Source organism: Magnetococcales bacterium, from assembly GCA_015228935.1.
Lineage (GTDB): Bacteria > Pseudomonadota > Magnetococcia > Magnetococcales > DC0425bin3 > HA3dbin3.
Genome location: JADGCO010000035.1, coordinates 1 through 26989, shown reverse-complemented (window position 1 = coordinate 26989; position 26989 = coordinate 1). Strand labels below are relative to the sequence as shown.

At 56.2% G+C, this 26989-nt stretch carries 23 protein-coding genes; 18 read left to right on the top strand and 5 right to left on the bottom strand.

The genetic code is table 11. The annotated features are described in order from the left end of the window. Positions 1–6: 6 nt before the first annotated feature. The 5 genes from HQL65_10210 to HQL65_10190 form a co-directional block, all read right to left on the bottom strand. The gene (locus HQL65_10210) at positions 7–1176 is read right to left on the bottom strand and encodes a response regulator (GenBank protein ID MBF0136603.1); all 1170 of its coding nucleotides are present in this window, start codon (positions 1174–1176) and stop codon (positions 7–9) included. Next, complete coding sequence (locus HQL65_10205; protein MBF0136602.1) at positions 1173–5048, bottom strand: response regulator; 3876 nt, start codon at positions 5046–5048, stop codon at positions 1173–1175. The genes HQL65_10210 and HQL65_10205 overlap by 4 nt, the downstream gene beginning before the upstream one ends. After that, the gene (locus HQL65_10200) at positions 5045–6070 is read right to left on the bottom strand and encodes a substrate-binding domain-containing protein (GenBank protein ID MBF0136601.1); all 1026 of its coding nucleotides are present in this window, start codon (positions 6068–6070) and stop codon (positions 5045–5047) included. The genes HQL65_10205 and HQL65_10200 overlap by 4 nt, the downstream gene beginning before the upstream one ends. A gap of 408 nt (positions 6071–6478) precedes the next feature. Then, the gene (locus HQL65_10195) at positions 6479–7303 is read right to left on the bottom strand and encodes a response regulator (protein ID MBF0136600.1); all 825 of its coding nucleotides are present in this window, start codon (positions 7301–7303) and stop codon (positions 6479–6481) included. Positions 7304–7427: 124 nt separating this feature from the next. Beyond that, positions 7428–8621 carry a response regulator gene (locus tag HQL65_10190; GenBank protein ID MBF0136599.1) on the bottom strand — a complete coding sequence of 398 codons (1194 nt, stop codon included), beginning with the start codon at positions 8619–8621 and terminating at the stop codon, positions 7428–7430. Between the two features lie 133 nt (positions 8622–8754). Between HQL65_10190 and HQL65_10185 the strand changes: the two genes are divergently transcribed. The 18 genes from HQL65_10185 (at position 8755) to HQL65_10100 (ending at position 26879) form a co-directional block, all read left to right on the top strand. Next, positions 8755–8946, top strand: a complete 192-nt coding sequence (locus HQL65_10185; GenBank protein MBF0136598.1) for a hypothetical protein — start codon at positions 8755–8757, stop codon at positions 8944–8946. A gap of 323 nt (positions 8947–9269) precedes the next feature. Then, positions 9270–9626, top strand: coding sequence for an NADH-quinone oxidoreductase subunit A (ndhC, locus tag HQL65_10180; protein ID MBF0136597.1), 357 nt, complete (start codon positions 9270–9272; stop codon positions 9624–9626). Then, positions 9623–10126 carry an NADH-quinone oxidoreductase subunit B gene (locus tag HQL65_10175; GenBank protein ID MBF0136596.1) on the top strand — a complete coding sequence of 168 codons (504 nt, stop codon included), beginning with the start codon at positions 9623–9625 and terminating at the stop codon, positions 10124–10126. Before ndhC ends, HQL65_10175 begins: the two co-directional genes overlap by 4 nt. Further along, complete coding sequence (locus HQL65_10170) at positions 10123–10719, top strand: NADH-quinone oxidoreductase subunit C (GenBank protein ID MBF0136595.1); 597 nt, start codon at positions 10123–10125, stop codon at positions 10717–10719. The genes HQL65_10175 and HQL65_10170 overlap by 4 nt, the downstream gene beginning before the upstream one ends. 12 nt (positions 10720–10731) lie before the next feature. Further along, on the top strand, positions 10732–11913 hold the full coding sequence (locus tag HQL65_10165; GenBank protein MBF0136594.1) for an NADH-quinone oxidoreductase subunit D: 1182 nt from the start codon (positions 10732–10734) through the stop codon (positions 11911–11913). A gap of 40 nt (positions 11914–11953) precedes the next feature. Beyond that, positions 11954–12469 carry an NADH-quinone oxidoreductase subunit NuoE gene (gene nuoE, locus HQL65_10160; protein ID MBF0136593.1) on the top strand — a complete coding sequence of 172 codons (516 nt, stop codon included), beginning with the start codon at positions 11954–11956 and terminating at the stop codon, positions 12467–12469. A 23-nt stretch (positions 12470–12492) separates the two neighbouring features. After that, positions 12493–13779: an NADH-quinone oxidoreductase subunit NuoF gene (gene nuoF, locus HQL65_10155; GenBank protein MBF0136592.1), complete on the top strand. Its 1287-nt coding sequence runs from the start codon at positions 12493–12495 to the stop codon at positions 13777–13779. 15 nt (positions 13780–13794) lie between these two features. Next, positions 13795–16197, top strand: coding sequence for an NADH-quinone oxidoreductase subunit NuoG (nuoG, locus tag HQL65_10150; GenBank protein MBF0136591.1), 2403 nt, complete (start codon positions 13795–13797; stop codon positions 16195–16197). Positions 16198–16247: 50 nt separating this feature from the next. Beyond that, positions 16248–17282 (top strand): NADH-quinone oxidoreductase subunit NuoH, encoded by a 1035-nt coding sequence (nuoH, locus tag HQL65_10145; protein MBF0136590.1) that lies wholly within the window; start codon positions 16248–16250, stop codon positions 17280–17282. Continuing rightward, entirely contained in the window at positions 17279–17791 is a 513-nt protein-coding gene (gene nuoI, locus HQL65_10140; protein ID MBF0136589.1) for an NADH-quinone oxidoreductase subunit NuoI, read from the top strand. Before nuoH ends, nuoI begins: the two co-directional genes overlap by 4 nt. A gap of 15 nt (positions 17792–17806) precedes the next feature. Then, on the top strand, positions 17807–18400 hold the full coding sequence (locus tag HQL65_10135; protein ID MBF0136588.1) for an NADH-quinone oxidoreductase subunit J: 594 nt from the start codon (positions 17807–17809) through the stop codon (positions 18398–18400). A gap of 2 nt (positions 18401–18402) precedes the next feature. Next, positions 18403–18708, top strand: a complete 306-nt coding sequence (nuoK, locus tag HQL65_10130; GenBank protein MBF0136587.1) for an NADH-quinone oxidoreductase subunit NuoK — start codon at positions 18403–18405, stop codon at positions 18706–18708. Between the two features lie 27 nt (positions 18709–18735). Then, positions 18736–20646 carry an NADH-quinone oxidoreductase subunit L gene (gene nuoL / locus HQL65_10125; protein ID MBF0136586.1) on the top strand — a complete coding sequence of 637 codons (1911 nt, stop codon included), beginning with the start codon at positions 18736–18738 and terminating at the stop codon, positions 20644–20646. Positions 20647–20713: 67 nt separating this feature from the next. Continuing rightward, on the top strand, positions 20714–22201 hold the full coding sequence (locus HQL65_10120; GenBank protein ID MBF0136585.1) for an NADH-quinone oxidoreductase subunit M: 1488 nt from the start codon (positions 20714–20716) through the stop codon (positions 22199–22201). Between the two features lie 92 nt (positions 22202–22293). Next, positions 22294–23745 carry an NADH-quinone oxidoreductase subunit NuoN gene (gene nuoN / locus HQL65_10115; GenBank protein MBF0136584.1) on the top strand — a complete coding sequence of 484 codons (1452 nt, stop codon included), beginning with the start codon at positions 22294–22296 and terminating at the stop codon, positions 23743–23745. A 104-nt stretch (positions 23746–23849) separates the two neighbouring features. Beyond that, positions 23850–24737 (top strand): HEPN domain-containing protein, encoded by an 888-nt coding sequence (locus HQL65_10110; protein MBF0136583.1) that lies wholly within the window; start codon positions 23850–23852, stop codon positions 24735–24737. Positions 24738–24834: 97 nt separating this feature from the next. Continuing rightward, positions 24835–26001 carry an SAM-dependent methyltransferase gene (locus HQL65_10105; protein MBF0136582.1) on the top strand — a complete coding sequence of 389 codons (1167 nt, stop codon included), beginning with the start codon at positions 24835–24837 and terminating at the stop codon, positions 25999–26001. Positions 26002–26087: 86 nt separating this feature from the next. Beyond that, positions 26088–26879 carry an enoyl-ACP reductase gene (locus HQL65_10100; protein MBF0136581.1) on the top strand — a complete coding sequence of 264 codons (792 nt, stop codon included), beginning with the start codon at positions 26088–26090 and terminating at the stop codon, positions 26877–26879. Positions 26880–26989 lie beyond the last annotated feature (110 nt).

Here is a 26989-nt window from a genome sequence, read left to right as displayed (position 1 = left end):
CTAAAGTCAACCTGTCGCATTCAACAACCTGGCCGTAAAATGGAATGTGCTTCCCTTGCCGGGTTTGCTTTCCACCCAGATGCGCCCATCAAACAATTTGGCAACGATTTTTTTACAATAAGCCAATCCCAGGCCAATGCCCCCTTGCTTGCGCGTGATGGCTTGCTCGACCTGGGTAAAGTATTGAAAAATAAATTCGGCATGCCCTTCGTCTATACCGATGCCCGTATCCTCGACAAAAAAGTGGACAAAGTTGTGTTCATCACTCCCCTCCTGTTTCTGAATTCCAAGAACAATCGACCCTTTTTCTGTAAATTTGATGGCATTGCCAAGCAGATGCCGGATGATTTTTTCCAGATATTTTTCCTGGCCAAACACATTCCGTATGTCAGAAAAATCGGCATGGATCTGCAAGTCCAAACCCTTGCTCCGGGCGGACACGGACAGATCATGCACAACACCATCGACCAAGCGTTGCAAATCAAAAGGAACTGACGAATTGCAGCCATCCCCTAGATCAATCCTGGTCAGATCAAGAATATCATCCAGCAGTTCATTGAGTGAATTTGATGAATTTTTAACAATTTCAAGCCACCCCGCTTGTTCGGAATTCAATCCTGAACCTTCAAGAATGTCCAGAAATCCCAGAATACTGTTCAGGGGTGTACGCAATTCGTGGCTGAATATCAACAACAAATCACTTTTGGCCCGGTCGCTCGCCTCGGCGTTTTCCTTGGCCAGGCGCAACTGGGCTGTCTGCTCCGCGACCATCTCTTCCAATTTATCCCGATGGCGTTTTAATTCCAATTGGTTTTTTATTCTGAGCTTGACAATATCCGCATTGAACGGTTTTGTGATATAGTCAACCGCTCCCAACTGCAAACCCCTGGCTTCGAAATCCTGTACCTGCAATGAAGTAATGAATATGATGGGAATTTTGCAGGTTTTTGGGTTTTCCTTGAGAATTCTGCACACTTCATGCCCATCCATCTCCGGCATGATGACATCCAGCAAAATCAAATCCGGCAGACGTTCATTGGCAATGTCCAAGCCATTCTGGCCTTTGGTTGCGAAATAAACACGATATTCTTCCCTGAGAAGCTCATTCAATACCTTAATATTGATCGCCTGATCATCAATAATCAAGATTGACAAACTGTCCGTGTCGGAATTCATCCTGTTTTCTCCTCTTGGCACGATTCCGCCTGTTGAATGAGAAGATGGAGTTGGGTCGAAGCCATCGCATAGTCCAGATTGTCGATACTGCTCATCATGGCCTGGAGCGTTTGTTGCCAAATTTCATCACCGGCAACAGACAGCAATGACTCTGCCTGGGATTTGGCTGCCATGTCATTGGCGGCAAGAAGGTCTTTCAGGATCCGTAATATTTCCAGGAGTCTTGAGTCTTTCAGGGTGATCTGATCATTGGAGGGGGCAGAATCCGCGGATTTTTTCAGGGCATCCTGCAACATTTGGGATGACTGGAGCAGAGGCATCCAATGGTGCTGCAGGCGATTCAGGGCATCCTGCAACAGGGGGATGGCGGCATGGTCACGGATGGCCTGTTCAAGGTTGCCTGCGGCGGCACAAAATTCCGTGGCCCCCAGATTGCCCGAGGCACCCTTGATGGCATGCGCGTGGCGGATGGCCTGATCCAGATCATTGTTGTCAAGCATTTCGCGCAGTTGCGGTATGATTTGCGCGTTTTCCAGACAGAAACCAATCACGAGCTGGGCCAACAAATGTTCGTTGCCCCTGACCCGGTGCAAAGCGGAGGGGAGATCGATACCGGGCAGTGCCGGGGGGAGAATGAAGCCGTACTTTTCCGGGGAGGTGACAGCTTCCTCTTTGCCGCTCTGAACGGGTGTCAGCCGACTGCGAGGTGGCAACCATTTTTCCAGGGTCACAAACAGTTCAACGATATCGATCGGTTTGGTGACATGATCATTCATGCCGGCAAGCCGGGATTTTTCCCGGTCACCGGCCATGGCGTTGGCGGTCATGGCAATGATGGGCAGATCCGAATAGCGGGCATGTTTCCGGATGTGCATGGTTGCGGTGAACCCATCCATGACCGGCATTTGCAAATCCATGAAAATCAGTTCGATATTGCCCGGCCCGGCGGATTCAAGAATCTGGATGGCCTCCTGTCCGTTGCCTGCCAACGTCACGACCAGGCCAACGCTTTCCAATATTTCCTGGGCAACCTGTTGATTGATATGATTGTCATCAACGAGCAGCACCTGGGCACCACCCAGCGTTTTTTGCAAACGTTCCTCGGTCAGGGGATCCTTGGCAACCTGTTCCGATTCGCGGCTGAATTTTTCTCCATACAGTTCAAGCAGCACATTGATGAGAGTCGATTGACTGACAGGCTTGAAGAGCAGGGCGTCCAGGGCGATGCCTTCCGCTTGATTCAGCACATCTTCCCGGACGTGCGCCGTCACCAGGATCGTGGCTGGCCTGGCGTCTGGATGCACTTCGGCCTGCATCCGGCGAATGGTCTCGATGCCATCCATCTCCGGCATTTTCCAATCGACAAAAAACAGATCAAAACCGTTTTGTTTGTCCTGCGCGACCGACTGTTGAATTTCCCGCAGTGCAGACTCTCCGGATGGAACCATCACGAGTTCCCGGACAATGGGTGCCAATAGCTCCCGGAACAGCATGCGAAATGACTGGTTGTCATCCACCAGCAGGGCACGGGCATTCCGGAACCGGTCCAGGGTGACCGGCAAGCGTTTCGGTTTATGTTCCTGGAGAAAAAATGCCACCCGGAAACTGAAGGTGCTGCCCACCCCCGGTGTACTGGCCACCTCGATTTTACCGCCCATCATGCCAACCAGGCGTTCACAGATGACCAGGCCCAGACCGGTACCGCCATATTTGCGGGTCGTGGATGTTTCTGCCTGGCTGAAGGCCTGGAACAGTTTGTGGATCTGCTCTGCTGTCAGGCCAATGCCCGTATCCCGTACTGCAAATTTCAACCAGACAAATCCAGGTCCCACATGTTCCGGGGTGACCATGATGACCACTTCCCCGGCAGAGGTGAACTTGACGGCGTTGGTCGCCAGGTTGATCAAGACCTGTCCAAGGCGCAAGGCGTCACCGATCAACAAATTGGGTGTTTCCGGGGCCATGTGAAAAATGAATTCCAGCCCTTTTTCTTCGGTTTTGGTAATGATCAGGTCGGTCACGTTGCGCAACACTTCTTCCAGTTGGAATGGGGCGAATTCCAGTTGGAGCTTGTTGGCCTCGATTTTTGAAAAATCCAGAATATCGTTGATGATGCCCAGCAATGTTCGTGAGGATGAGGCGATTTTTTGCAGATAATCTTTTTGCCGGGTGTTGAGTTCGGTTCGCCCCATCAGGTGTCCCATGCCGATGATCGCATTCATCGGGGTCCGGATTTCATGGCTCATGTTGGCCAGAAAGTCGCTTTTGAAACGGCTTGCCTGCTCGGCCATTTCCTTGGCCCGGGCCAGCTCCTCTTCCTTCTTGTGTCGTTCGATGATGCCGGCCAGGGTGTGCGCAACGGTCCAGAGATACTCTTCAATGTCCACCTGACGGGAATTGCCATTCATCGCACAGGCGGCCAGGATACCGATGGCCTTTCCCTGCGACAGGATAGGCAGACAATAACATCCATGCGGAAAAATGCCGGTAGCGAGCATGTCATCATGGTACGCATCTGGATGGTCTGCGAAAACAAGCTTTTTTTCCTGGAGTACCCGACCACAATCACATTGACCTGGTTCTATTTTTCCGCATTTTTGCATTTGTTCTGGAGAAAAGCCGCTACTTGCAACCAGGATGGCGTTATCATCCCTGTCCACCAGAAAAATGGCCCCACGTGCAGTTGCGAACTGCGCAATTCCTTCCATCGCCAGTTGCAGATCGATTTGCAGTTCTTCCTGCAAAGAGCGTATCTCCAGGCCGGAACGCAATATTTTGTTGATGTTGGTCCTGGTCTGGTGGGTCCGGCGATTTTTTTCCAGGAGTTCCGCCATGACACTGTCAAGAACGGCCAGCTCATCGCCCCGAATCTGGACATTCAGAGCAAAAGCCAACTCCTCCCGGGCTGCCTTGACGAGGCGTTGAATGATGGCCCGGATCCGTCTGACAGCGAGCAGGGCCATTCCCAGAAAAGCGAGTACCAGGGTCGATCCCAGGGCCAATTGCATCATCCGTTCCACGCTCAGCAACCGCCTGCTGAACGCCCTGGCCCGCTCCTTTTCGACGAATACCGAAATATTGATGGGAACCTCGCTGGATCCGTCATCTTCATAATCTTTTCCGATGATGAAATATTTTCCGTTTTTGTCGTGAATGTCCAACAATCCTGAACTGTCATAAAGGGTTGACCGTATATTGCTGGCAATCAGGCGCTGGGGTGTTCCCGCGCTGACGGCCACACCCAGATCGTTGACTCCCGTGACCGGAAACACGCTTTCCAACAAGGTCGAATCATAACGGGTCACCATCATCAGATGGGCAACGCTTGTTCCCGCCAGGTCACGCACAGCGGTCGTGTAGATGAGATGGGGCAGACCATCCTGCTCTCTGGTCAGGAGCTGATCCCGGCTTTTGGCAAACAACAGGGGCAGGGAATTTTCCAACCAGGGTGGAATCAAGCGACCCTGCTCGTGCATGTCATAAAAATTTCGAATCTTGCCTGCCTTGTCGAGCAGGACAAAATGGATGGCGTGCATCTCTTCCAGGTTGCGTGGCGATGGCAGCCAGGGAGGTGCCTGCTGATGAACGATCCGCTCCCGGCCTTGAAAATCCGGGTCGGAAGCATAAGCGACAAGCCGAGTATTTTCAGCCAGCAGGGTCATGGTGGATGAAATTCTGTTCTTGAACGCATTCAGGCGATAACGAACCGAGCGAATATCCCGGCCCAGTTCTTCATTGAGTGCCAGCGAGGTTTGTTCCAGAAACTGGATCGAAAGAAAGTGATCCAGGGCGACACTGGCCAGGATACTGAACAGTATTCCAAACAGTACCGTCTTGATTGCCAGTGGCAATCCAGGAACGAACCGTTTCATTTTGCAGGCATCCCGATCAGTTCATTGCCGGAAAAGATCCATTTATTCTGGCGCAGTTGACTGGCATGAACGATAAAAGCCTGTTGCTTGACCTGATTGAACTGATTCAGCAGGTAGTCGATGACCTGGTTGGCCTGGGGTTTGGCCGCGGCACCTTCCCAGGTGGTCAGGTTCATGACCTTGAAGTAGGGATACCTGCCCTGAGCCACGGCCTGGGTGTCGTCCGGGTCCACCCCACCCAGCTTGACAAATTTGACTCGACCTTTGTTGGCCTGGTTCTCCACCACCCAGCGCGAAACCCAACCGAATGCATTCGGATTGGCGGCCACGGCATCCACCATGTCCGGAATGGAGGCAACAAAAATGGTTTGCTGAAAAAACAGGTTTTTATTATCCAGAATATCCCGCCAGTGTCCGGGTCGTGTTTCACAATGCAACCGTGCCACCGGTTGAATGGAGCCGGTCATGGATTTGCTTTTGGGATCGCTTAACTCTTTCCAGGAACGAATCTTGCCGGCATAGATTTTCTGGACTTCGCCAAAACTCACACTGCCGACCGGATTGTCTGGATGGGTAATCAACACGGTCGGCACGATACCAATGGTATGAAAGACTATGCCGGGCAAACGATCATAAGGGGCTGGAGGACAACAAAACCCGGCCATGTCCGCTTCCTTGCGTTCAATCGGACCGGAGCTGGTCCCACATGTTCCTTTTTCGATCTGCACCCGCAGATTTTTTTCTTTGGCGTAGTTTTCAATGATCGGGGTCAAGGCATCGAATAAATTCTGGTCCATTTGAATTCGGAGATCCAGATGCCCGACAGCTTTTGGATAACTGATCTTTTTATGGATCCATTCGGGTGACACCAGGGCTGGATCGGGTGCGCCAGGCGTGAACGCCGGTCCCCGAAGAGCGAACTCCACGTCCGATTGTTCACCAAACCCTGACACAGCAACCGACAAGCCGGTCGTCAATGCCACCAATATCGTCGCAAGGTGCCCCCGAAATTTTACTTTCATTTTCATTTCCTTGTCTGCCGCATTTTAGATGGAACAGCGTTCAGCATCGGATATGCCCACCCCTTTTACACTCACCCACCTTCTCACCCACTTTGCAGTATGAAGCAATTTCTCGTTTGATACCATCGGAAACGGATTGGAACTGTGGGTTGACATCCAAAAGACCTTCGTTCAGAGTGTCCTCCAGATTATTAACAAGTATTAATATATGAGGTGATTGAAAATTCCACTTCCCATGCTTCCTTGCCTGCTTTGTATAATCACAAATTGTTGAAAATAATTTATTTTTTTACTGTGAAAATGGCGATGTTTCCGGTTTCACCCACCTTGCAATTGAGTCATACAGCGGATTTGACCATGAGTCTGATTTTTAGTTTAATTAATTATTTTTGTTAGTACAAAAAAAATTCACTGCGACAGATGTGCCTTTTCCAGGATTGGCTTGACCCGGGAAAATTCCAGTTGAACCAGGTCCAGCAGCTCCATGGACTTGGATAAGGCCTGGGCACGTATTTGAATGTCCAACTGTTTCAGCAGTCCGGAAAGAACCATGGCCCCAAAGATGGCGCTTTGGGATTTCAAATTGTGTGTGCGGCGCTGGGCCAGGTCAAACTCGGCGGCAGGCAAGGCCGTATGAATCTCGGCAAGCTGGAATTCCATCCCACGGATGAATTGATCAAGCAGTCGGGCGAACCCACCGGGAGCGTTGCGCAGCGCTTGTTGTAATTCGCTCAGGCGTTGCAGATCAACCGGTTGGGCCGGGTCGGATGACAGATGGTCACTGACCGGTCCTGTTGCTGGCATGGAAGATTGCAAACCCAACCAAAGCAGGAGTTTATTGGTGAAATCCCGCATATTGACCGGCTTGATGAGACAATCATCCATGCCCGCTGCCAGACAAAGCTCCCGATTCTTCTGTGTGGAATGGGAGGTCAGGGCAATGATGGGCAGGGGCAGATAGGTGGAACGCCGGCTTTCAAGAATACGATATTCCCGTGTGGCATCAAAGCCATCCATGCATGGCATCTGACAGTCCATCAGAACCAGGTCGTAATGGTTGTTTTGCATCAAAGTCAACGCCTCCTGGCCATTTTCGGCCTCGTCGGCGACAATTCCAAGATTACGCAACATGGCCTTGGCAACCTGGCGATTGATAGTTTCGTCTTCCACCACCAGGACACGGGTCCCTTCCGGGAAGGTGACTCGAACGGTTTCATGCTTCAAGGTTGTCAATGAACCACTCCCTGAAACCAGAATCAATCAAAATGTACGAACAGGTTCGGACGGCTCTGGCCGGCAACAGGCCGGCCTTGACCAGGAACGGGACAGGCCCCCATGCCAGTGCTGGGCAGAGGGATCAAAAACCGGGCACACATCCCATCAGGCGACGGATACACAGAAGAAAATCGGGTGGATGGATGGGTTTCATGACAAAATCGGCAGCCCCCATGCGAAAGCCCTTGACCCTTTGGGCCATGGAAGCTTCCCCGGTCAACAGGACCACAGGGATGGCCGCCGTGAGGGGATCCTGGACGATTTGTTCCAGCAATTCGAAACCGTTCATGCCCGGCATGGCAATGTCGGTAATGACCAGATCGATACCCGAACCCCCTGTGCTGTCCCGCGCCCCCTCTCCCAAAGCGACCAGAGCCAGGGGGCCATTCCTGGCCTTGATGATTTCAACATTCAGGGAGTCGAGGATCATGGCCAGGTAGTCGATGTCCATCTGCTGGTCATCCACGACCAAGATACGTGGCCTCGGATTGGGCAGGCGAATACGAAAGACACTCCCGACCCCCACTGCGGATTCCACCTCCAGGGTGCCGCCATGGGCTTGCACAATCCGCGAAGAGAGGGGCAGCCCCAGACTGGTACCCCGTTTGCGGCGACCGCCGAATGAGGATTTGCCGGTCACGGCCCCCTTCTCTTTGAACAGTTCATCCAGTTCAACTGCCGGAATGCCGCTTCCCTGGTCCCGAACCGACAGGAGAATTTTGGATTCCCCTTCTTCCACGGCAGCTTCCAGTGTCACCTGACCCTGGGCCTGGCTGACATTGATGGCATTCAGAAGCAATTCATGCAAAACCTCTTTCAGAAGTACCGGATCGACATACAGGCGCAGATCATCCATGACCTTGGCAACAATCGTGACCTGCCGCCATTTGGCTTGGGATTCCAACTCGGCAATCGTCGCATTGACAAGTTCCCGGCCATACATGAATCTGGAATTTGGCGAGAGGCCTGCATGGTTGGCCCCGTACAGGTGAAAGAGTCTCTGACTGGAGCGATTCAGACTTTGCGTGATCGAATACGCCCTCTGAATCAGGGCAGCCTGGTCCGGGCGCAGGGTGACCGCCTCGCGCAAAACCAGATCCAGCAAACCGGTCATGGCAGTCAGGGGGGATTGCAGGTCATTGAGGATCAAGGAGTTGATCCGGTCCATCCGCGCCTCGCCCTCCGAGATGACCTGTACATCCTCATCCGTTTCGATGGCCAGTGAGCCTGCAAACACTGTCGCTTCTGATTCCGAGGATTTTTCGCAACGGGACATCGATTCCCCCTTCCATACCGGACAAAAAGTGCCTGGTCAGGCATACCGGGCCATGAGTTCAAAAGGGCAAACGACAGCATGAATGACATTAAAACGATAATCCGAGTTGCGCGGCAAGTCAAAGAGGCAACTCTTGTCAGGCCAGCAGGCAACCTTGCCTTGCCGCAATTTTTTCGGACAGTCCGCACAACCCTTATCCCGGGTGGGGTGGTACATCAATCATGATCCTGAGCGTTTTCTGCTGGCCTGTATTCCGGCAGGGGAGCCGCGAGAGATTGTGCGCGAAGCCTTGCGCAGGTGTGGTCTGGCAGTCAGTCGGCAATGACAGGGCATGTGCAATAGGCACTGTCCTGGATTGCTGCGGATCTGGATCGCGAATAAAATGAATGACAGGAGCTGCGCGACAGGTCCTGTCCTGGATTGCTGCGGATCCGGCAGGCAGGGCTGGATTGCGAATAAGATTGATTTTAAAGGAATATTTCCAAGGAAATAATGCCCTGGCCGGGGCGGATTTCACCGGGCGAAATTTTTATTGCACCGATGAGGAAAGAGTCGGCTTGACTTGTCCGGCGCAATGATGGTACTCCTCCTCGACATTGTTTTTTGGGGGTGCGATCTGAAGCAGGTGAGCGCAACGAAAGGGCAACAATGTTGGAAAATTATTTTCCGATCCTGGTCTTTCTCTTCGTGGCGGGCGGCCTGGGCCTCTTCATGCTGGCCGGCTCCTACTTTCTGGGGTTCAAACGCCCCGATGCGGAAAAAGAGAGCCAGTACGAGTGCGGCTTCGGTCCCATGGAACGGATCCGGCTCCAGTTTGATGTCCGCTACTATCTGCTGGCCATCCTGTTCATCGTGTTCGATATTGAAACGGCCTTCATGTTTCCCTGGGCGGTGGCCTTTCGGGATATCGGCCTGACCGGCTTTGTCGAAATGGTGCTGTTTCTGGTCGTGCTTCTGGTCGGGTATGCCTACGCCTGGAAAAAGGGGGCCTTGGAATGGGAATGATCGAGGAAGTTCGCCAGGAACTGGACACACGCGGCTTTCTGCTCACCGGGGTGGACAAACTGGTCAACTGGGCGCGCACCTCTTCCATGTGGCCGATGACTTTCGGCCTTGCCTGCTGTGCTGTGGAGTTCATGCAGGCCGGAGGAAGCCGCTATGATCTGGACCGCTTCGGCATGGTACCCCGTGGCAGCCCCCGACAGTCGGATGTCATGATCGTGGCAGGTACCCTGACCAACAAAATGGCCCCGGTCCTGCGCAAGCTCTATGACCAGATGCCGGAACCCCGCTGGGTCATCTCCATGGGGTCCTGCGCCAATGGGGGCGGTTATTACCATTATTCTTATTCGGTCGTGCGGGGTTGCGGACGCATCGTGCCGGTGGATATCTATATTCCAGGGTGCCCGCCCACCGCCGAGGCCCTGCTGTACGGCATCCTGCAACTGCACCGGAAAATTCATCGCACCAATACGTTTGCAACGGGCTGGGGTGCCAAGACATGACGCCAGAAAAGCTTGCCCATCTGGAGGGGGTCGTGGGCGAAAAGTTTCCCGGTTTGCCTCGGGAACGGGCCGGGGAAGCCCTGGTCATCCGGGTCACCCCGGACACTCTGGTGACCACCATGACCCGGTTGCGGGATGATCCTGATCTTGATTTTCGCCTGCTGGTGGATTTGGCCGGGGTCCACTATCCCGACCGGGAAAAACCCCTGGAAGTGGTCTACCAACTGCTCTCCGTGCATCGCAATCACCGCCTGCGGGTCAAGGTGGCCGTGCGTGAGGAGGAACCGGTCCCCTCGGTGATCGGGGTCTGGAGCAGCGCCAACTGGTACGAACGGGAAGCCTACGAAATGTTTGGCATCCTTTTTTCCGGACATCCTGATTTACGCCGGCTGTTGACGGAGTATGATTTTTCAGGGTACCCCTTGCGCAAGGAGTTTCCGGTGACGGGCCATTTCGAGGTCAGGTACGATGCGAATCGGGCACGGGTGGTGCGCGAACCGACGCGATTGAGCATCCCGGCCCGGGAATACTACGGGCGGGAAAACGGGTCCGGCAGGAGCCAAACAGATCCTGACCGCAAGGTGGGAGGGTGAGGGGAAAGTCCGATGCCTGATGCCGAACAGATCCAGAATTACACGCTCAACTTCGGACCCCAACATCCGGCGGCCCACGGTGTGCTGCGCCTGGTCCTGGAACTGGATGGCGAAATGGTGGTGCGGGCCGATCCCCATATCGGTTTTCTGCATCGGGGCACGGAAAAACTCCTCGAACACAAAACCTACCTCCAGGGGCTGCCCTATTTCGACCGCCTGGATTACATGTCGCCCATGGCGCAAGAGTACCCTTGGGTTTTGGCCGTGGAACGGCTGCTGGGAATCCGGGCGCCGGAACGTGCCCAGTACATCCGGGTCATTTTTGCCGAATTGACACGCATCTTGAATCACCTGCTGTTTCTGGGTGCCCACGGGCTGGATGTGGGTGCCATGACCATGTTCATCTATGCCTTCCGGGAACGGGAACGCATTCTTGACATGTCCGAGGCGGTTTGCGGGGCGCGCATCCATGCCGCCTATTTCCGTCCCGGCGGCGTGGCCATGGATCTGCCGGATGGCCTGGCCGAAAAAATCATGGAGTTCTGCGACGATTTTCCAGGCAAGATCGACGAATATGAGACCCTGCTCACCGGCAACCGCATCTGGAAACAACGCCTGGTGGACATCGGCGTGGTGACCCCGGAACAGGCCCTCGATCTGGGATTCGTCGGTCCCATGCTGCGTGGCTCGGGAATTGCCTGGGATTTGCGCAAGGCCGAACCCTACGATGTCTATGATCGACTCGACTTCGACATTCCGGTGGGAAAAAACGGCGATTGCTATGATCGCTATCTGGTCCGGGTGGACGAGCTGCGGCAAAGTGTCCGCATCATCCGTCAATGTCTGGAACAGATGCCGGGTGGCCCGGTCAAACACGAGAATTTCAAGGTTTCCACCCCGTATCGTGCCGAGATGCGAGAGGGGATGGAGTCGCTGATCCACCATTTCAAGCTGTACTCCGAAGGTTTTGTCGTCCCGGCTGGGGAAATTTATTGTGCCGTGGAGACTCCCAAAGGGGAAATGGGCGTCTACCTGATCGCCGATGGGACCAACAAACCCTACCGGGTCAAGATCCGGGCTGCCGGGTTCAACCATCTGCAAGGGATCGAACCCATGATCAAAGGGCATCTGCTGGCCGATGTGACCACCTGTCTGGGAACGATTGACATTGTTTTTGGCGAAATAGACCGTTGATGAGCCGCCGCGGATTTTTTGAGATGTGGGACACGCATCCATGAATGAATCGCACACAGAGACCCGGAAAGATCCCATGCCCCGTTTTTCAGCGGCGGCCATGCGTGAGGTGGAGACAATCTATACCCGCTATCCACCCGAGTATCGGCGTTCGGCCCTGCTGCCCATCCTGCATCTGGCCCAGCGGGAGTTTGGCGGCTGGCTCTCCCGGGAAACCCTGGAATATGTCGCCGAGCTGACAGGTATTCCCCCGGTCCGGGTTCATGAGGTGGCGACGTTTTATACGATGTACAATCTGCGGCCCGTGGGAAAATATCATGTACAGGTCTGTACCAATATTTCCTGCTGGTTGTGCGGGTCGGATCTGGTGGTCAAAGCCTTGCAGGAGAAGTTGCGCCTGGGTTGGGGAGAAACGAGCGCAGATGGCCGGTTTACCTTGACCGAGGTGGAGTGTCTGGGTGCCTGTGTCAATGCTCCCACCCTGCAAATCAACGATGATTATCATGAAGACCTGACGCCGGAGAAGGTGGTTGAAATCATTGACCGGTTGCCTTGAAGGCCTCCGGTAGCGTGGAAGGTATGGGCATGCGTGAGATTCCCGGGGAGAAAGTCGTCTACCGCAATATCGAGCTGCAAGACAGCCATCTGCTGGCCGTGGCCCGGGAACATGGTGCCTATGCAGCGGCACGCAAAGCCCTTGGTATGAGCAGCGAAGAGGTGATCGAAGAGGTCAAGCAATCCAATCTGCGCGGACGGGGCGGGGCCGGCTTTCCGGCTGGCATGAAGTGGTCCTTCATTCCCAAGGACAACAGCCGGCCACACTATCTGATCTGCAATGCCGATGAAGGGGAACCGGGAACCTGCAAGGACCGGGAGATTTTGCGCCATGATCCCCATCTTCTGATCGAAGGGATGATCATTGCTGCCTATGCCGTGCGGGCCGAACGCGGTTATGTCTACATTCGCGGTGAGTTTGTCCGGGAGGCCGAGCGGTTGCAGCAGGCTGTGGATGATGCCTACGCCGCCGGGCTGCTGGGTGATGATGTCATGGGCAGCGGCTTCCGGTTTCATCTGGCCGTGCATCGGGGGGCCGGGGCCTATGTCTGTGGCGAAGAGACCGCCCTGATCGAATCCCTGGAGGGAAAAAAAGGCCAGCCGCGCCTCAAACCGCCCTTTCCGGCCAACGTGGGACTCTATAATTGCCCGACCGTCATCAACAATGTGGAAACCCTCTCCGCCGTGCCCGCCATCCTGGAGCGGGGTGGTGCCTGGTATGCCGGACTGGGAGTGCCCAAGTCGAGCGGGACCAAGGTGTTCAGTGTCTCTGGCCATGTCGTGCGTCCCGGCAACTATGAGGTTCCCCTGGGCATTCCCCTGCGTACACTCCTCGATGATTACGCCGGCGGTGTCCGGGGGGGGTGGGAAAATCTGAAAGGGGTGATTCCCGGAGGTTCGTCCACGCCCGTCCTGACAGCCGAAGTGTGCGCCACGATCACCATGGATTACGATGCCCTGGCCAAGGCGGGCAGCATGCTGGGAGCCGGATCGGTCATCGTCCTCGACAAGTCGGTCTGTATTGTGCGGGCCATTTCCCGCCTGTCACGGTTTTATCGCCATGAGTCGTGCGGGCAATGCACGCCGTGCCGGGAAGGGACAGGCTGGCTGGCAAAAATCATGAATCGTCTCGAAGCCGGGCAGGGGAGTGTCGGCGACATTGAATTGTTGCAGGATATCTGCAACAACATTTCAGGGAAAACCATCTGCGCCCTGGGAGATGCTGCCGCCATGCCGGTGGCCGGGGCCATTCGGGCTTTTCCGGAAGAGTTTGCGTATCATATCAAGCACGGTCGGTGCATGGTGGGATGAGGAGCAACGGAAACGATGCCTACCCTGATCATCAACGGTAAGGAAATCACGGTCGAACCGGGGACAACCATCATGGAAGCCGCCCGGCGACTGGAAATCCATATTCCCCGTTTTTGTTACCACCCCGGTCTGTCGGTGGCGGGGAACTGCCGGATGTGCATGGTGGAGGTGGAGAAGATGCCACGCCCCGTGGCCTCCTGCGCCATGCCGGTCACCGAAGGCATGGTGGTGCGGACCGAAGGTCCCCTGGCCCTTCAGGCCCGGCGTGGGGTGATGGAACTCCTGCTCATCAATCACCCCCTCGATTGTCCGGTCTGCGACCAGGGAGGCGCGTGTGACCTCCAGGATCTGGCCCTGAAATATGGCCCGGATCGGAGCCGGTACACCGTCGAAAAACGCCAGGTTCGCAACAAGGATCTGGGCGTTCTGATCGAAACCGAAATGGACCGCTGCATCCACTGTACCCGTTGCATCCGTTTTTCGGAGGAAGTGGCCGGTGTCGAAGAGATGGGGGCCATATATCGGGGTGACCATATGGAGGTCGGCCCCTGGGTGGAAGGAACCCTGAGTTCGGAACTGGCCGGCAACATGGCGGAAATCTGCCCGGTCGGTGCCCTGAACGACAAGCCGTTCCATTTCCAGGCCAGAAGCTGGGAGTTGCAGAGCATTGCCGGCGTGTGCGGACACTGCCCGGTGGGATGCCGGGTGCGGTGGCAGCCTATGCAGGGTCGTCTGCTGCGCGTCCGGGCCGAGGCATGCGCGGCCATCAACGGCAATTGGATTTGCGACAAGGGCCGGTTTGCCTTCGATGGCTTGAACGCGGCCCGCCTGACCATGCCCATGGTGCGCAAGGATGATGTCCTGGTCACCGCAACCTGGAAACAGGCCCTTGCCCAGGCTGGTGACATCTTGCAGAGTGTGGCCCCGGAAGAGGTGGCCGGTTTGGCAGGCGGGCACCATCTGGGGGCCGAAGATTACTTTGCATTCCAGGATTTTTTACGCAACAGCATCGGCACGCCTCATCTGGATCACCGACTGCGTCAGAGGGATTTCAGTGGTGATGGGGTGCCGCTGACGCGGGGTGACCTGTTGTTGAATACCCCCCTGGCCGATCTGCCCCGGGCGGATTGCATCGTCCTCGTGGGGTGTGACCCACGCCAGGAGGTGCCCATCCTGAATTGGCGGCTGCGTCAGGCCGCATTGGCCGGGGCACGCATTTTTGCCCTCAATCCCCGCCGTTTACAGGCGACGTTGCCGGGTCTGGAAGAGTTCATCCAATTCCCGGGTCAGGAAGGCGTGTTTCTGGAACAGGTATTGAAGGCCCAAAAAGCCAAGAAGCCTGGAACCACCCCGCCGGCCCGCCTGGCCAGTGCCCTCAAAAATGCCCAACGTCCCGTCATGCTCCTGGGAGCCTATGCCAGTCAACATCCCCAGGCGGAAGTTTTGCGGCGGCAGGTCGTGGCCATTCTCGATGGTTGCGGCGCTCTGAGCGACACATGGAATGGATACAATTGTCTGCCAGGAACAGGCAATGCCGCAGCCCAGGATTTGGGAATTGTGCCGCAGCGTGGACCCGGTTACCGACGCCTGGACAAGGCGGGTTACAATGCCCGGGACATTTTGCGCCAGGCAGCGGCTGGCAAGGTCAAGGTCCTGGTGTTGCTGGGGACGGATCCAGTTCTGGAAGGTGGCGATGCCGACCTGGCCCGGGCAGCTCTGGGTCGGGCACAGGTGATCTGGATCGGCACCCACCGGTCAGCCATGAGCGAACGGGCAGCGGTCGTGTTGCCCGGGGCCGTGGCGATGTCGGAGCAGGATGCCATCAGCACCAATGGCGAAGGCCGGGTGCAACGGAGTCAACAGGCCATTCCTCCCCCGGGTGATGCACGACCGGCATGGCGTATCCTGCGTGCCCTGAGCGATCATACGATGCGGCCCCTGCCGTACAACTCTCTCGACGCCTTGCGGCATGCCCTGGCCATGGCCGATCCGTGCTACGATTTGCGCAACCGGATCGATGGTGCCATGACCGAGGCCTGTACCCATCCGCCAGTGACGTGCGGACTGCCTGCAAAGTACAACCCGCCGTCGGCGTCCAGTAACACGGGATTGATCCTGGTGTTGGAGCCGTCTCTCTGGCACAACGATGGGGTGGCACGGGTGTCGGCCCTTATGGGAAAATTGTCAAAAGGCCAGACAGTCCGGATCAATCCCCAGGATGCGGAGCGGTTGGGGGTTGGCAAAGGGAACAAGGTGCGTCTGACCTGCGGCGAAAAAAATGTGGATATGATCGCGGTGTCGGATGCGACCATTCCGGCAGGAATTCTCTTTGGCCATTATGGTCTGGGAGAAGGCGAGGTGCAGAATCTGTGTGACGGGGAAGAGAGTTTTCCCACCGTGAATGTGACGGCGCTGTAGTATTCATGGGGGCGTGAAACGGCAAGGGTTGATGGGAACCGGGACAGGGCATGGCTGGAATTTTGGAGTGGATACAAAGTAACGGGCAGGATCTGTTCGGCATGGTGTGGCCACTGGTGTGGACAGTGATCAAGATTGCTGTTCTGCTGGCCCCTGTCATGTTTTGCGTCACCTATCTGACCTGGGCCGAACGGCGGATCATCGGTGCCATGCAGGTGCGTCCGGGACCCAATCGGGTGGGCATCTTCGGCCTGCTGCAACCCCTCGCCGATGCCGTCAAGCTGTTCGTCAAGGAGACCATGATTCCAACCGGTGCCGATACGCCGGTCTTTCTGTTGGCCCCGATCATCACCCTCGGCACGGCGCTGGCAGCCTGGGCCGTGGTGCCGTTTTCGCCGGAGCTGATCCTGGCCGATGTCAACATTGGCATCCTCTACATTCTGGCCATCTCTTCCCTGGGGGTCTACGGGGTTCTGATGTCCGGCTGGGCATCCAATTCCCGCTATGCGTTCCTGGGTTCCATGCGCGCCGCCGCGCAAATGGTCTCCTACGAAATTTCTCTCGGCTTCACCCTGATCCCGGTCATCATGCTGGCTGGCAGCCTCAGCATCAAGGATGTGGTGGCCTCCCAGAGCGACATGTGGAATGTGATTCCCCTGTTGCCCCTGTTCGTCATCTATTTCATCTCCGGGGTGGCCGAAACCAACCGCGCCCCGTTCGACATGGTGGAGGCGGAAGCAGAGCTGGTGTCAGGCTTCGCCACGGACTATTCAGCCATGGCCTATGGCATGTTTTTCCTTGGGGAATATGCCAACATGATCCTGGTCTCGGCCCTGGGTGCCCTCCTGTTTCTCGGGGGATGGTTGCCGCCGCTGGGCATCCTGGGATTCGTGCCCGGCATTGTCTGGTTGATCTTGAAAATCGGCCTGCTGCTGTTCATATTTCTCTGGATCCGGGCCACCTTTCCCCGTTACCGCTATGACCAATTGATGCGATTGGGGTGGAAGGTGTTCCTGCCGTTGTCCCTGTTCTGGATATTCCTGACCGGGGTCGTGCTGCACCTGACCGGACAGATTCCTGGATGAGGATGATCATGGGCTTGAATCTGAACATAAAAGAGTTGCTTGCCAACTTTGCCCTCCTGGAACTCTTTGCCGGGATGGGCGTGACCCTGAAGTATATGTTCAAGCCGAAGATTACTGTGCAGTATCCCGAGCAACGCACGCCACTCTCCCCCCGCTTCCGGGGAGAACATGTGCTGCGGCGACATGCCGACGGTTCGGAGCGGTGCGTGGCTTGCAAATTGTGTGAAGCCGTCTGCCCGGCGCAGGCGATCTACATCGAGATCGACCCGACCTCCTCGGCGACGCAACGACTGACCCGGGTGTATGATATCGACATGGCCAAATGCATCTATTGCGGATTCTGCCAGGAGGCCTGCCCCGTGGATGCCATCGTCATGGGTCCGAATTTCGAGTTTCATGCCGAGCAGCGCCATGAGATGATTTTCAACAAGAAAAAATTGCTTGCCAACGGGGAAATCTGGAAACGGCAGGTCGATGACAACCTTGGAATCAATGCCAAATATCGCTAGCGGGGTAAGGAATCCATGTCTTCGGTGGCGGATTTTGTATTCTACCTGTTTGCAGCCATACTGCTGGTCGCTGCCACGCGGGTCATTACGGCCCGCAATCCGGTGCATTCGGCCCTGTTTCTGGTATTGACCTTTTTTTCGGCAGCCGGCCTCTTCGTGTTGCTGGGAGCGGAGTTTCTGGCCGCTGTGGTGGTGATGGTCTATATGGGGGCCGTGGCGGTCCTGTTCCTGTTCGTGGTGATGATGCTGGATGTGGATTTTGCCGAGCTGCGCCGGGGGGCGCTGGCCCATCTTCCTCTGGGTCTGGCCATCGGGGCCGTCATCCTGGTGGAACTGGTGGCCATCCTGCTGACCTTCCATCCCGCAGCAGTCGTCGCCGGTTTGGGTGGCGTGTCCAATACCCAGGTCCTGGGGCGGGTGTTGTATACCCGGTATCTCTATCCGTTCGAAATCGCCTCCCTGCTGCTGTTGATGGCCATGGTGGGGGCCATCGTCCTGACCCTGCGTCAGCGGCGCATGATCAAAAAACAATGCATCTCCAGTCAGGTGGCGCGTACCCGCGAGGAAGCCGTGACTCTCATCAAGAAATCCCCCGGCGAAGGAGCGTAACCGTGGTCGGTCTGAACCATTATCTGGTCCTGGGTGCCATTCTCTTCATCATTGGACTGTTCGGCATTTTTCTGAACCGGAAAAATGTCATCATCATTCTCATGAGCATTGAATTGATCCTGCTGGCGGTCAACATCAATTTCGTGGCCTTCTCCAGATTTCTGGGCGGAGAAACCGGACAGGTGTTCACCTTTTTTGTGATGACGGTGGCAGCGGCGGAGGCGGCCATTGGTCTGGCCTTGTTGGTCACTTTTTTCCGCAATCGTGCCACCATCGATGTGGAAAAAATCGACTCCCTGAAGGGATGATATGCGGACGGTATTTGCACCATGAGCATGAACCTGTTGATTCTCCTCGCACCCCTGGCCGGTGCCCTGATTGCCGGTTTGTTCGGACACCGGATCGGCAAACATTTGAGCCAGCAGGTGACCATCCTGGGCGTGGCCATTGCCCTGCTTCTGTCAATCTCGGCATTCTTCCGGGTGGCCGTCGGCGATGGAGCCACGGAACATACCCAGATCATCTCCTGGATCGTGGCCGGCAATTTTCACGTGAGCTTTGCCCTGCTGATCGACCGCCTGACCGCCGTCATGTTGATCGTGGTGACCGGCGTCTCCTGCATGGTCCACATCTACTCCATCGGCTACATGGAAGAGGATCCGGATCACTCCCGCTTTTTCAGCTACCTCTCCTTCTTCACCTTTGCCATGCTCATGCTGGTGACCGGAGACAATTTTTTGCAGCTCTTCTTCGGCTGGGAAGGGGTGGGATTGGCCTCGTATCTCCTGATCGGTTTCTGGTTCAAGAAAGAGTCGGCCTGCAACGCTGCCATCAAGGCGTTTCTGGTCAACCGGGTGGGCGATTTCGGCTTTGCCCTGGGTATTTTCACCATCTACATGGTGTTCGGTACCCTGGATTACCAGAAGGTGTTCCATCTGGCCGGAACCGGGCAGTTCGTCCGGACGGTGGAGTTTCTCTTCTGGGGTCCGGTCGATACCATGACCCTGATCTGCCTGCTGCTCTTTATCGGTGCCATGGGCAAGTCGGCCCAGCTCGGGTTGCATACCTGGCTGCCGGATGCCATGGAAGGTCCGACACCCGTTTCGGCCTTGATCCATGCCGCCACCATGGTGACAGCCGGAGTCTTCATGGTCTGTCGCGCCTCGCCCCTGTTCGAACTGTCGGAAACGGCCCTGACCGTGGTCACGGTGGTGGGGGCCGTCACGGCCTTCTTTGCCGCCAGCGTCGGCCTGGTCCAAAACGATATCAAGCGGGTGGTGGCCTACTCCACCTGTTCGCAGTTGGGGTACATGTTTTTTGCCGCCGGTGTTTCAGCCTATGCGGCATCCATGTTTCATTTGATGACCCACGCCTTTTTCAAGGCCCTGCTCTTTTTGGGGTGCGGCGCGGTCATCAGCGCCATGCACCATGAACAGGACATGCGGCGCATGGGTGGTCTGAAAAGCAAAATTCCTCTCACCTATGGCCTGATGATGATCGGCACCCTGGCCCTGACAGGCTTTCCGTTCCTGGCCGGATTCTACTCCAAGGATGTCATCCTGGAGTCGGCCTATGCCGCGCATACCCTGACCGGAACCCTGGCCTGGGCATTGGGCATCCTGTCGGCAGCCATGACGACGTTTTATTCCTTCCGACTGCTCTTCATGACGTTTCATGGCCACCCGGTCGATCATCATGCCTGGGAGCATGCCCATGATCCTTCCTGGAGCATGCGCGGACCTCTGATGTTGCTGGCGGTTGGTGCCGTCATCGCCGGTTACGTGGGATCACCCATGGTGGAAGCGGGATGGTTCAAGGATGCCGTGTTCGTCGCTCCCAACCATCATGCCCTGGCCAATGCCCACCATGTCGGCGGGGTGATCAAATGGCTGCCCTTTGGCATGTTTCTGCTGGGCCTCGGTCTGGCCTGGAAAATGTACGTCCAACAGCCGGATCTGCCGGCCCGTCTGGCAGGAAAATGGCAAAAACTTTACCAGTTTCTGGTCAATGCCTGGTATTTCGACCGGCTCTATGACCGCCTGTTCGTGCAACCGGCCCGCCTGATCGGTGCAGGGTTGTGGCGGACCGGGGATGAGACCATCATCGATGGTTATGGAGTCAATGGCCTGGCCGGGCTCGTGGAACGGATGGCTGGCTGGGTGCGGCAGTTGCAAACGGGTTATATCTATCACTATGCCTTCGCCATGTTGATCGGTGTGGTGGTCCTGGTGACCTGGTACGTCTGATCCGGATCTCCTTCCGGATGGCGTGTCAGTTGGCAAAACGCAGGAGACAAGAGCGGGGATCGTGGCAATGTTGAGTCTGGTGACCTTTCTTCCCCTGGCAGGTGCCGTAGCCATATTGCTGGTGATCCGGAGTGATGCGTCCGCAAAACTCATCGCCCTCGGTGTCTCCCTGGTGACCTTCCTGTTAAGCCTGCGCCTCTATGCCGGCTTTGACATCACCACAGCGCAATTCCAGTTTCTCGAAGAGTCCGTCTGGCTGCCGGAACTCGGTATCGCCTACCGGATGGGCGTGGATGGGATCAGTCTGCCCCTGGTGCTGCTGACCACCCTGTTGACCCCCATCTGCATCCTGGCCTCCTGGGAATCGGTCAAGATTCGTGTCCGCGAGTACATGATGGCCTTTCTGGCCCTGGAAAGCTTTGTCGTCGGCGTGTTCTGCGCCCTGGATTTCATGCTCTTCTACATTCTGTGGGAGGCCATGCTGATCCCGATGTTTCTGATCATCGGCGTGTGGGGTGGTCCCCGCCGGGTGTATGCGGCCTTGAAGTTTTTCCTGTACACCCTGGCCGGATCCGTGGTCATGCTCATCGCCGTGCTGGTCCTGGCCACCAAGGGACAGACTTTCAGCATTCCGGAACTGATGAAACTGCACCTCCCCGTGGAGATGCAAATATGGATCTTTCTGGGATTCATGATCTCCTTTGCCGTCAAGGTGCCCATGTGGCCGGTCCATACCTGGCTGCCGGATGCTCACGTGGAAGCCCCGACTGCGGGTTCAGTGATCCTGGCCGGGGTTTTGTTGAAAATGGGGGCTTATGGGTTTTTGCGCTTTTCGCTCCCCATGCTGCCGGATGCTGCCCATTATTTTGCGCCGTTCATCTATGGCCTTTCCCTGGTGGCGGTGGTCTATACCGCCCTGGTGGCCCTGATGCAGACCGACCTGAAAAAATTGATTGCCTATTCCTCGGTCTCCCATATGGGTTTTGTGACCCTGGGATTGTTTGCCTTCAATCAACTGGGTATTGAAGGGGGCATCCTGCAAATGGTCAATCATGGTCTGGTCTCTGGAGCGCTCTTCCTGCTGGTCGGCGTGGTGTATGACCGACTGCACACCCGGGAAATTGCCCGGTTTGGCGGCCTGGCCCTGCGCATGCCGGTCTATGCGACCCTCTTCATGGTCTTTACCATGGCCTCGGTGGGGCTGCCGGGGACCAATGGTTTCGTCGGCGAATTTCTCATCCTGCTGGGCATGTTTGCCACCAGCAAGGGTGTGACGGTGGTGGCGGCAACCGGCGTGGTCCTGGGTGCGGCCTATATGTTATGGATGTTCAAAAAGGTCCTGTTCGGCGACATCCGGCATGCCGATGTCCAGACCATGACCGATGTCACTCCCCGGGAACTGGCCCTCTTTGTCCCCTTGCTGATCCTGGTCTTCTGGATCGGCTTCAATCCGGACCCGTTCCTGAAAGTGATGCATGCTTCTGTGGAAAATTTGCTGACGCAAGTGTCTGCCGGCAAGGCGGTAGGGGGTCATACGACCCTGGCCATGCATTGACCATGCACCGGCTCCGGTCCACAGGGGATTGGAGTTTTGGTTGGTCCGCCTGTGCTTTGTGTTCCCTGGATTGAATCGGAGACGTTGAGCCCATGTCCGTTCCCATGCCGGAGATCAACCTGGTTCCACTGTTGCCGGAAATCGTCATTGCCCTTGCAGCCCTGGGTCTGCTGCTCGCCGGAGCCTGGCGTGACAAACTGGATGGCGGCAGTCTGGTCGGTTACGGATCCCTGCTGGCCATCCTCCTGGCCGCCTACATTACCTGGAGCGGCATGGGTGATGATCCGGTCGAAACGTTCGGCGGCATGTTTGTCGGGGATGCATTTGCCTCCTTCATGAAAATGCTCATGTATGTGGGGGCGTTGTTTCCCATCCTCATGGCCTGGGATGCCATCCAGCGCCTTGGCTTGCTGAGTGGCGAATATTTTGTCCTGATCCTGTTTGCCCTCCTGGGCGGCATGATCATGGCCTCCAGTGGGGATTTCCTCTCCCTCTACCTCGGTCTGGAAATGATGTCGCTGGCCATCTATGTGCTGGCGGGCTATCGTCGCGACGATACCTTGTCCAATGAGGCCGGTTTGAAATATTTCGTCCTGGGTTCCATGGCTTCGGGGCTGTTCTTGTATGGTGTCAGCCTGATCTATGGAGGAACGGGTGGGATCACCTTCACCGGAGTGCAGGAGGCCATGGCGGTTGGCGGGAAAGAGCATCTGGGAATCCGGTTGGGGGTGATTCTGGTCATTTCCGGCCTGGCTTTCAAGGTGGCAGCGGCCCCGTTCCACATGTGGTCTCCGGATGTTTATGAAGGCTCCCCGACGCCCGTAACCGCGTTCATGACCTCCCTGCCCAAGATTGCCGGATTTGCTGCCCTGTTTCGGATTCTGCCCGGGGCGTTTGAATCCCTGCACGGGCAGTGGGGACCGGTTGTGCAATTTCTGGGTATCCTCTCCATGGCGGTTGGGGCTTTTGCCGCCATCCCGCAAACCAATATCAAGCGCATGCTGGCCTACTCCTCGGTCGGCCATGTGGGGTATGCCCTGATCGGTCTGGTTCCCGGCACGGCCATGGGCTATCGGAGTATCCTGATCTATCTGGCCATCTACCTGTTCATGAACATGGGAACCTTCGCCCTGATCCTGGTTCTCGGACGGGATGGCATCGGTGAATCCATCCAGGATTATCGCGGCCTTGCCCATAAACGGCCCGTTCTGGCCGCTGTCATGGCCCTCTGCATGTTTTCCATGGCCGGCATTCCACCCCTGGCCGGGTTTATCGGCAAATTGCAGGTTTTCATGGCCGCCGTGCGGGGGGGATATGTCGGTGTGGCCCTGGTGGGCGTTCTCTTTTCAGCCATCGCTGCCTACTACTATCTGCGGGTCGTCAAGGTGATGTACTTCGAGCAACCCGAAGCCGGATTCCGGATGCAGGTGGGGGGGTTCAGTGGTGTGGTCCTCGCCCTCAGTACGTTCCTCATTCTGCTCTGGGGGATCCAGCCGGGCAGATTGCTGGCCTGGGCCGAGGCATCGATCACGCCGTTCCTGTAGACAACGATTCTGCGGCTTTGATCACGCCGTTCCTGTAGACAACGATTCTGCCTTTGTTGCAAAATCTTCATCTCCAGTATTTTTGAAACCTGCCTGGTGACACTATGGTTCCCATCACGCCAGGGTTTCTGAAAGACAGTGTGGTTCCCATGACCCCGGAGATTCTGGATGCCATGGTCCACGTCCTGGTGGATGCCGTGCAGCCGGAGCAGATCATCCTCTTTGGTTCCATGGCGCGTGGCGAAGCGACCGCAGATTCCGATATCGACCTGCTGGTGGTAGAGAAGGAAGGGTTTTCGAAGGAGCGGAGCCGCTGGCGGGAGTTGGTGCGGATTCGAGAGCTTCTGGCCGGGTTTCCCATGTCAAAGGACATTTTACTGTACAGTCATGACGAGGTGATGCACTGGAAAGATGCCTTGAATCACGTCGTTGCCGAGGCTGTGCGGGAGGGGGTGTTGCTCTATGAGTCTCCTGCAATAAATTCAAATCGACTGCTTCTGGAACATGCGAACCATTTGGAATCAACATATCGCAGGCTCGGTTTTCACCAATTTCAACCTGCTATAAACTATTTTGAAGTGGCTCATGCAATGAACACCGGAGACCAGTCAGAGATGTTGCGGCGTATGGCGGACAAGGATTACCGCGCCCTTCTGAGAATGCAGGATCCTATGCAGTTTGATGTGGAAATTTTCGGGTTTCATGTGCAGCAAGCCGTCGAGAAAGGAGTGAAGGCGTGGTTGAGTATCCTGAATGTGCAGTTCCCAAAAAAACATGATCTTGGCGAACTGGCTTCTCTTTTGAAGCAGAATGGTGCGACGGTTCCGGATGAATATATGCCTTTGATGGAATATACTAATTTTGCCTCCATGTTTCGTTATGATTCCTGCCCTGAATTGGAGGATGAGATGGATCGGAACCAGGTTGTTGTTTTGGTGGGGCGGTTTCTTGAACATGTGGACCGCATTTTGGCCAATGTACCTCGAAAGTGAGAGGGTTATCAGGTCCTTCTGCTGAAGAGATTGACGCGCATGTCCGGGAAGTGCAAATGAATAATCCTCAATTTGGTCGCAAATCCAGGTAGTATTCTTGATTGAGTCCATGCATACAATCCTGCTGCGTGCGGCAGCCGAGGCCGGGGGTGCGTTGCCGTTTGTCCGGTTCATGGAATTGGCCCTGTACCATCCGGAACAGGGATATTACATGCAGCAGCGGTCCCGCATTGGCCGGAGTGGGGATTTTGTGACTGCCCCGGAGGTGACCTCCCTCTTTGGCGAACTGCTGGCCTTGCAGTGGTTTGAGGTGTGGGAACTTCTGGGTTGTCCGGAACGGTTCGACCTGGTGGAGTTGGGGGCGGGAACCGGACAACTGGCCGTTGATTTGTTGACCACCGCCAGACACATTCCAGGGTTTGCCCGTGCCTTGCACTATGTCATCGTGGAACGCAGCCCGGATTTTCAGGCCGTGCAGGAACGCATGCTGACCCGTGCCGGTGCACAGGGTCAGGTCTCCTGGCAGGCATCGTTAGAGTCGTTATCGGCCTCTCTGGAGCAGGGGTTGGTGGGGGGCATTTTGTCCAATGAATTTTTTGATGCCCTGCCGGTCCACTGGTTGGAAATGACGGCGGACGGATGGCGCGAATTGGGTGCCGCATGGACGGGTGACGCCTGGCAGGCGGTCACAATTCCCCTGACTCCGGCAGTGGATCCGGACTATTTTTCCCGACGCGGATTGCAGGTGACGGCAGGGTATCGCACCGAGCTTGGTCTGGAAGGGCAGGCCTGGATGCAGCGTCTGGGCAAAATGCTGCGACGGGGTGTGATCCTGACTATTGACTACGGATATCCGGAACGGGAATACCACCATCCGCACCGGCCAGCCGGACGTCTGGTCGGTCATCGGCACCATGAGCGGGTGGATGATCCCCTGGCCTTTCCGGGGGAGATGGATTTGACTGCCCATGTGGATTTTTCGGCCCTGGCCAGAATGGGCAGGGCCTCCGGGTTGGAAACCTTGGGTTTTACGAGTCAGGGATGGTTTCTGATGGGGTTGGGTATTCTGACCCGCCTGGAAAAATTGCTGGCAGGCGACAAGGTGCCGCCCGCAATCAAGAAACAGTTGCCAGGTGCCGTGCAACGCCTGGTCATGCCTGATGCCATGGGTGAGCGGTTCAAGGTGTTGGCCCAGGGGACCGGGTTGCCCCCCGGGTCGCTTTTGGCAGGTTTCAGGTTGAATGATCAGTGCCAACGCCTATAGAATACCCGGTTTGATTTTTCGACCAGGTTTGGGCAGGGGTCTCTGCCTGAAGGGTGGACGGTTGCATCAGATGGATGAGGGTGGGCATGGGCATTCTGGATGGAAAACGGGGCTTGATATTCGGCGTGGCCAATGAACGGAGTATTGCCTGGGGCATTGCCCAGGCCTGCCATCGGGAAGGGGCCATTCAGGGGTTTACCTATCTGGGCAGTGCCCTGGAAAAACGGGTGCGGCCTCTGGCCGACGGGTTGGGCTCGCAATTTGTCGTGCCCTGCAACGTGACGGTCGAAGAGGAAATGGCGGCCGTCTTCGCCCGGGTGCGGGAAGAGTGGGGCGGCATCGACTACCTGGTTCACTCGGTGGCCTTCGCCCGCAAGGAAGAACTGAAAGGACATTTTTACCAAACCACCGCCGAGGGATTTCGGATCGCCATGGAGACCTCGGTCTATTCACTGGTCAGCATGTGCCGCCATGCGGCCCCCCTGATGTCGGCAGGGGGCAGCGTGTTGACCCTCTCCTATCTCGGAGCCGAACGGGTGATGCCCCATTATAACGTCATGGGCGTGGCCAAGGCGGCCCTGGAAGCCAGTGTCCGCTATCTGGCCGTGGATCTGGGTCCCCGCCAGATCCGGGTCAATGCCATCTCGGCAGGTCCCATCAAAACCCTGGCCGCTTCGGGCATCGGCGACTTCAAGGAAATCCTCAATTGGAACCGGGACAATGCCCCCATGCGCCGCAACGTCGATACCACCGAAGTGGCAGAAGCCGCCGTTTTTTTGCTCTCCTCCATGGGACGGGGCGTGACGGGCGAAGTGTTGCATGTCGATGCGGGATACCATGTCGTAGGCATGCGGGCCGAAGATATTCCGGATGATTGATCGTTTCAGTACGCATTCTTTTTCCTGAGAGGCTGTCCATTAACTCTTGGAAAAGAAATTGGAAAGGAAGATTTTATTGGGGCTCCGCCCCAAACCCCGCCAGGAGGAAG